Genomic DNA, 5,425 nt, shown 5'->3' with positions numbered 1-5,425 from the left:
GGATACCTCTTTGTCATGGGAGACAACCGCAACAACAGCAACGACTCCCACATCTGGGGATATCTCCCCCAAGAAAACGTCATAGGCCGCGCCATACTGCGCTTTTGGCCCAGCGATCGCCTCGACTTACTCAAAACCCCCTCCCCCATCGGGAACAATCTCCCCGCAACCATCATCAGTAAACAAGGGCTTGCTCTACCATCAGAGCGACTGTTTCAACAATAAATGATGTCTCAACAGTCGCTAAGTCTAGAACACGATTTCCCACATGAGGCAACCATCTATGAGTCATTCCACTCAATACAAACTTCCCCGTCTTGCTATTTCTCTCACCACCCTTTTAATCCTAACCGGAGGGACTTTACCCTCAGTCGGTTCAGACCTCGATAATGTTCCCCTCCTCGCCCAAACCGAACGCGACAGCGAGGAATCCGCAGAACAGGAAGAACCCGAAGATGTCGTCGTCGAAACCGCCGATAATCCCCGGTTCACCTGTACAACCGCCAACGGTCAATATACCGTCATGTACACCCCCGAAGAACAACCCGACCAAGCCTATCCTTGGGCAGTTCCTCAACAACTCGGCGGGGGATGGACCCCAGAAAAACGGTGTAACGTCATTGCCCAACGGTTAGAACAGTATCGGCCCGACGGGTTAGTTGAACTGCGAACCGGAGTTGAAAACACCTACGATATCCTCTGTGTCACCACCCAAGACGACCCCAACTGTCGTATCGTTCTCACCGTCCCCCCTGGACAAGACCCCGAAGTCGTGCGGGATAGCGTGTTTCGTAACTTAACCATTGCCGACAGTGGACAACAAACCCAAGGCGTTCCCACCTTCCTCCCTGGGGAGAACAACAACACCATCGGCAATGTTCTCGAACAAGTAGGAGACATCTTCAATATCGAGAACTCCTCCTCCGACGGAGGCATTCAACTAGGGACTCCTGGCGCAATTAACCTGCGTCCTTTCCTTGCCCCCTCCGACGGAGGTACAGGAGCATATCTACAAAATAGCAATAGTCTCCCCTCTCAAGCCCCCGCCTCCCAACCCACCTCTAACCCCGGTGGCCGTCGCTTAAACCCCGATAACTTCCGGTAATCCGAATTTAATAATTCAACGCAAAAGAAGGGTTTGGCCGCGGCCAAACCCTTCTGGGTATGGGGAATAGGGGGAAACTGCTATGAACCCTTAAACCTTCCGGGAGTAAAACTCAACCACCAGCAGTTCATTAATTTGCAATGCGACCCACTCGCGCTCAATAACCCCATTGACTTTCCCCACCATATTTTCCTTATCAAATTCTAGGTGACTGGGGAGGTTGGCCAAACCAGGATATTCCATATTTGCTTGGACTAAGCGTTTTGACTTGTCGCGCTCACGAACACCAATGACATCACCGGGTTTACATTGATAACTGGGAATATTTAACACCCGTCCATTCACCGTGACATGGCCATGGCTGATCAACTGACGCGCTCCTGGAATTGTGCCAGCCATTCCGAGGCGAAACACCGTATTATCTAAGCGCATTTCTAACAGTTGTAAAATCGCTTCTCCCGTAGAGCGAGTGGCTCGACGGGCCTGACGGACATATTTCATTAACTGACGCTCAGAAACCCCGTAATTGTAGCGGAGCTTTTGTTTTTCTTCCAGACGAACCGCGTACTCAGACCGCTTGCGTCTAGCTTGTCCGTGTTGTCCAGGGGGATAAGAACGCCGGGCATTTTTCCGAGAGAGTCCAGGTAATTCGCCCAAGCGACGCACAACCCGTAAGCGAGGTCCTCTATAACGAGACATACAACTTTATTTCTCCTAATTTATATAACAATGACAAGGGGGAACTAGAATTTATTAGTCTAGATTGACCATGATAAGCGCAAGGATCAATTATAGTAAAGTTTGACTGGGTTTGGCAACCGCTTTATTCAGTCAGCAGCATTTTAAGTTGATAGTTGACAGTTGATAGTTGATAGCGTCCGAAGTTGTTTAACTAAAAAGAAGGTCAGAAAATAATCACAGCAAGGCTTTCAGCCAAACTGTTTACTGATATATCTAGATACTCGGTGGGGGATCGGCTAATCCTGCTTGGACAAAGAGAGCTTGGGCGGTTAGACTCAAGTCTGGGAAGGCCGGGTCAGTGAGAATGCGATCGCCCCGATACGTCCTAGGCATCGAATCCGGTGTAAAGACCGTGATACTTTGAACTTGGGGATCGACCACCCAAACTCGCAACACCCCGGCGGTTAAATAATCCGTCGCTTTTTCCGCCATACCGCCAAAACTCTGACCCGGTGAGATAATTTCTATGGCTAAATCTGGGGGGACAGGACAAGGTTCATCTCCCAAATGCTCTGGTAAGCGATCTTGGGACACAAACAATAAATCAGGAATCGGGACCCAATCTTGGCCACGTCTCGTTAAAATCACCGACCACTCAATCCCCACCTCTCCGCGAGAGTCTCCCCAGTCTTCCAGGAAATGCAACAAAGCACGCTGAGTTTTCGAGTGAAAGCGTTGGGGGGACATCTTAGCAACCCTTTTTCCCTCAATCAGTTCATAACGATCATGACCGTCTGGTGATGCCAGAAATTCGTCTAAAGTGATCAGGGGAGATGTCGTTTGCACCATAATCAATCCCAATGATCTCTTATCCATTCTCCCTTATTCATGACCCAAGATCGTCAACAACACAAACCCCAATAAATAATGATGTCCCAAACAGCGTAACCCCGACGCTTTCGCTAAATTATCCCGTTGTCGGGGACTATAGAAAAACACGCGACGATTCGACAGGGGAAGCAACCCTTGCAACTCCTCCCGCACCGTAATATCCACCCAGTAAAAGCGGCCTTGGGGGGTTAACACGCGGCCAATTTCCTCTAAGACTTGTTGGGGGTGGGGATAATGGAGGAAACTGATTGTCGAAAATACCCCATCAAAAGTATTTTCAGGAAAAGGGAGGTCTTCTGCATTTCCTTCCACAAACTGTAAATTGGGGCGGTTTTGGTGGCGAGTTCTCGCTTTCGCCAACATCCCTGGTGACAAATCCAACCCCACCCCAGAAACGTCCGGAAATTGCCCTAGAAGGCGGTCAAACAGGCGAGCCGTCCCACATCCGAGGTCGAGAACATGAGCCTCGTCCGGTAGCTCTACGAACTCCAGAAGCCTCTTGTGCGCCGCTTGGTACAATACCGATGGCAACATCCAATCATAAGTCACAGACCAGCGATCGAACAGTTGTCTTTTTTGAGAAAAAATCATATTAGTTGATAGTTGATCACCCATTACCGATTATCCATTACCCTTGCCCTGTTCGCGTAGCGTCCCGTCAGGGGTAGCGAAGTCGTTTCTCTTACGAGACACTACGTGAACGCGGAGCGTCTCCGTGCTTGAGAAAAGGCATTACCGATTACCCATTACCCAAACAAATGTCTAACTCTAACATTTTATTACTAGGCGGAATTGTCACCATTCCCTTAGTGCTTTTTTCTATATTATCTATGGTCTTAATTGGGGAACGTCTGCTGTTTTGGTGGAATATTAACCGCCGACAACGAAAAATGGTGCAATATGTATTACAAAATTATCAGAAAGATCAGCGAATGGCGATTCAAGTGTTAAAACAAAATACCGATCTCCCCATTGCCCGAATTTTCCTCGCTGCCCTCCTCCTCAACCGCCCCACCCCTGACGAATTCCGCCTCGCCCTAGAAACCGCCGCCCAAGCCGAATTACCCCTACTGAAACGGTTTAATACAGTTTTTGAAACCATTATTACAGTGTCCCCTCTCTTAGGCTTATTAGGGACAATTTTGGGCTTAATTCGTTCTTTTTCTTCTCTCCAATTAGGAGATATTGGGGGGAGTAATTCTGCCGAAGTGACAGGTGGTATTGGCGAAGCGTTAGTCTCTACAGTTATTGGCTTAGTGGTGGCCATTTTTACTCTTTTATTTGCCAATTTATTCCGCAGTTTCTACCTTCGCCAATCCGCTTTTATTCAAGAATCCGGCGGTCAATTAGAATTGCTTTATCGGCAATCGGTAATGGGGAATCGGTAATGGGGAATTGCCCACCCTACCAACTGTTAATTAGCTAAAGGTCTAAGTGAACATAGCCTTCCGGTAAAGGGGCATTGAGCAACCAGATCGCGTAATTTTCTTTTCTTGCTGCGAATAAGTGATCGGCTAAACTAAAGTTTGATGTGCAGGCAAGGAAGACAGTAATCATGAAGCAAATCATCTATTCTGGGGTCTTGGCAATTTTAGGAATGATTGCCAGTGTTGACAGTGCGATCGCACAAGTTCAAAATCCGTCAGAGTCCTTTAAGACGTTTACAGATTGGTGTCTTAATCAAGACGATTTAACCCCAGAAGCTCGTCATACCGTTCAAGTGTTATTAGAGCAAGCAGAAACCGAAGAGTGCGATCGGGCTACAGAAATCCTCACTCAAACAAAAGAGCTTAATCTTAATGGAAATGAGAGTAAAAATTGCGCTCGTGGGAGATGTGGAAACTAAAGCGTAGGGGAAATTCATAATTGCCCCTACAGTTCGCTTTTGATAATGATTAACCGAATTTGATATTAGGACTTATTCAGCACGCAGTAGAATAAAAATATCAGATCCCCCCATGAGGTCAATTATGGTTCAAACACCTCTAAAACCCTTATCCCTTCAAATTCCCCGCGAACTGGCTCTGCAAGTGACACCAGAGCAGTTTGCGGCTTTAGCAGCGACGAACCGTGAATTACGCCTTGAACGGACTGCAACAGGAGAATTAATTGTGAATCCACCCACTGGAGGTAATACTGGCCGTCGTAATCTCAGCATTACGAGCCAATTGGGAAATTGGTTGGAAGCTAATGATACCCTTGGCAAAGCCTTTGACTCCTCTACAGGCTTTGAATTACCCAATGGAGCAAACCGTTCCCCTGATGCTTCTTATGTTAGCCAAGAGCGTTGGGATGCCCTAACCCCAGAGCAACAGGAGGGCTTTATCCCGTTATGCCCAGATTTTGTCATAGAATTGTGTTCTAAGAGCGATACCCTCAAAGACCTCCGTTTCAAGATGGCAGAATATATGCAGAATGGGACTAAGTTAGGTTGGCTTATTGACCCCAAAAATAAACGAGTGGAGATCTACCGTGCAGGTCAAGCAGTGGAGATACTGGAAAACCCCAGTAGTTTGTCTGGGGAAACGGTGTTACCGGGGTTTAATCTCAATCTGAAGCGGGTTTTCTTTAAGATGTAGGGTGGGCAATGCCCACAATACCTTTGTTGGTGGGCATTGCCCACCCAGCCCTGTCAAGGTGGGTAACGAGATATGGCGGTTTGGAGTCGCCCTCACCCCCCAACCCCCTCTCCCAACCTTGGGAGAGGGGGAGAAAATGTCTCTCACAAGTGTCTGAAACAACGGTGTC

General features: G+C 47.9%; 9 protein-coding genes. 5 read left to right on the top strand and 4 right to left on the bottom strand.

Annotation, left to right across the window (positions count from 1 at the left end; translation table 11 throughout):
- Both PN462_RS15335 and PN462_RS15330 read left to right on the top strand, forming a co-directional pair.
- The coding region (locus PN462_RS15335) for a S26 family signal peptidase (protein ID WP_272129520.1) at window positions 1-225 on the top strand (225 nt) is incomplete at its 5' end.
- 58 nt (window positions 226-283) lie between these two features.
- Window positions 284-1,105 carry a COP23 domain-containing protein gene (locus tag PN462_RS15330; protein ID WP_272129517.1) on the top strand — a complete coding sequence of 274 codons (822 nt, stop codon included), beginning with the start codon at window positions 284-286 and terminating at the stop codon, window positions 1,103-1,105.
- Window positions 1,106-1,195: 90 nt separating this feature from the next.
- Here the strand turns inward: PN462_RS15330 and rpsD are convergent, their stop codons facing one another.
- The 3 genes from rpsD to PN462_RS15315 form a co-directional block, all read right to left on the bottom strand.
- Entirely contained in the window at window positions 1,196-1,804 is a 609-nt protein-coding gene (gene rpsD / locus PN462_RS15325; protein WP_272129516.1) for a 30S ribosomal protein S4, read from the bottom strand.
- Window positions 1,805-2,059: 255 nt separating this feature from the next.
- Window positions 2,060-2,635, bottom strand: a complete 576-nt coding sequence (locus PN462_RS15320) for a Uma2 family endonuclease (protein ID WP_272129514.1) — start codon at window positions 2,633-2,635, stop codon at window positions 2,060-2,062.
- Between the two features lie 33 nt (window positions 2,636-2,668).
- Complete coding sequence (locus PN462_RS15315) at window positions 2,669-3,268, bottom strand: class I SAM-dependent methyltransferase (RefSeq protein WP_272129512.1); 600 nt, start codon at window positions 3,266-3,268, stop codon at window positions 2,669-2,671.
- Between the two features lie 167 nt (window positions 3,269-3,435).
- Between PN462_RS15315 and PN462_RS15310 the strand changes: the two genes are divergently transcribed.
- The 3 genes from PN462_RS15310 to PN462_RS15300 all read left to right on the top strand — a co-directional run bounded on the left by PN462_RS15310 (window position 3,436) and on the right by PN462_RS15300 (window position 5,256).
- Window positions 3,436-4,065 carry a MotA/TolQ/ExbB proton channel family protein gene (locus PN462_RS15310; protein WP_272129511.1) on the top strand — a complete coding sequence of 210 codons (630 nt, stop codon included), beginning with the start codon at window positions 3,436-3,438 and terminating at the stop codon, window positions 4,063-4,065.
- Between the two features lie 167 nt (window positions 4,066-4,232).
- Window positions 4,233-4,523, top strand: coding sequence for a hypothetical protein (locus tag PN462_RS15305; protein ID WP_272129509.1), 291 nt, complete (start codon window positions 4,233-4,235; stop codon window positions 4,521-4,523).
- Between the two features lie 124 nt (window positions 4,524-4,647).
- On the top strand, window positions 4,648-5,256 hold the full coding sequence (locus PN462_RS15300; RefSeq protein WP_272129508.1) for a Uma2 family endonuclease: 609 nt from the start codon (window positions 4,648-4,650) through the stop codon (window positions 5,254-5,256).
- On the opposite strand, the gene PN462_RS15295 is transcribed toward PN462_RS15300, so the two are convergent.
- The coding region (locus tag PN462_RS15295) for a hypothetical protein (RefSeq protein WP_272129506.1) at window positions 5,246-5,425 on the bottom strand (180 nt) is incomplete at its 5' end. The two genes, PN462_RS15300 and PN462_RS15295, sit on opposite strands and share 11 nt — an antisense overlap.

This window comes from Spirulina sp. CS-785/01 (assembly GCF_028330525.1).
Lineage (GTDB): Bacteria > Cyanobacteriota > Cyanobacteriia > Cyanobacteriales > Spirulinaceae > JAQMSD01.
The sequence above is the reverse complement of the archived record's forward strand: the minus strand, read 5'-3'. Positions and strand labels throughout refer to the sequence as shown.

Bases quoted from the DNA above. Each gene is read 5' to 3' on its own strand.
- PN462_RS15330 (WP_272129517.1), top strand. From the start codon at position 284: ATGAGTCATTCCACTCAATACAAACTTCCCCGTCTTGCTATTTCTCTC.
- rpsD (WP_272129516.1), bottom strand. From the start codon at position 1,804: ATGTCTCGTTATAGAGGACCTCGCTTACGGGTTGTGCGTCGCTTGGGC.
- PN462_RS15320 (WP_272129514.1), bottom strand. From the start codon at position 2,635: ATGGTGCAAACGACATCTCCCCTGATCACTTTAGACGAATTTCTGGCA.
- PN462_RS15315 (WP_272129512.1), bottom strand. From the start codon at position 3,268: ATGATTTTTTCTCAAAAAAGACAACTGTTCGATCGCTGGTCTGTGACT.
- PN462_RS15310 (WP_272129511.1), top strand. From the start codon at position 3,436: ATGTCTAACTCTAACATTTTATTACTAGGCGGAATTGTCACCATTCCC.
- PN462_RS15305 (WP_272129509.1), top strand. From the start codon at position 4,233: ATGAAGCAAATCATCTATTCTGGGGTCTTGGCAATTTTAGGAATGATT.
- PN462_RS15300 (WP_272129508.1), top strand. From the start codon at position 4,648: ATGGTTCAAACACCTCTAAAACCCTTATCCCTTCAAATTCCCCGCGAA.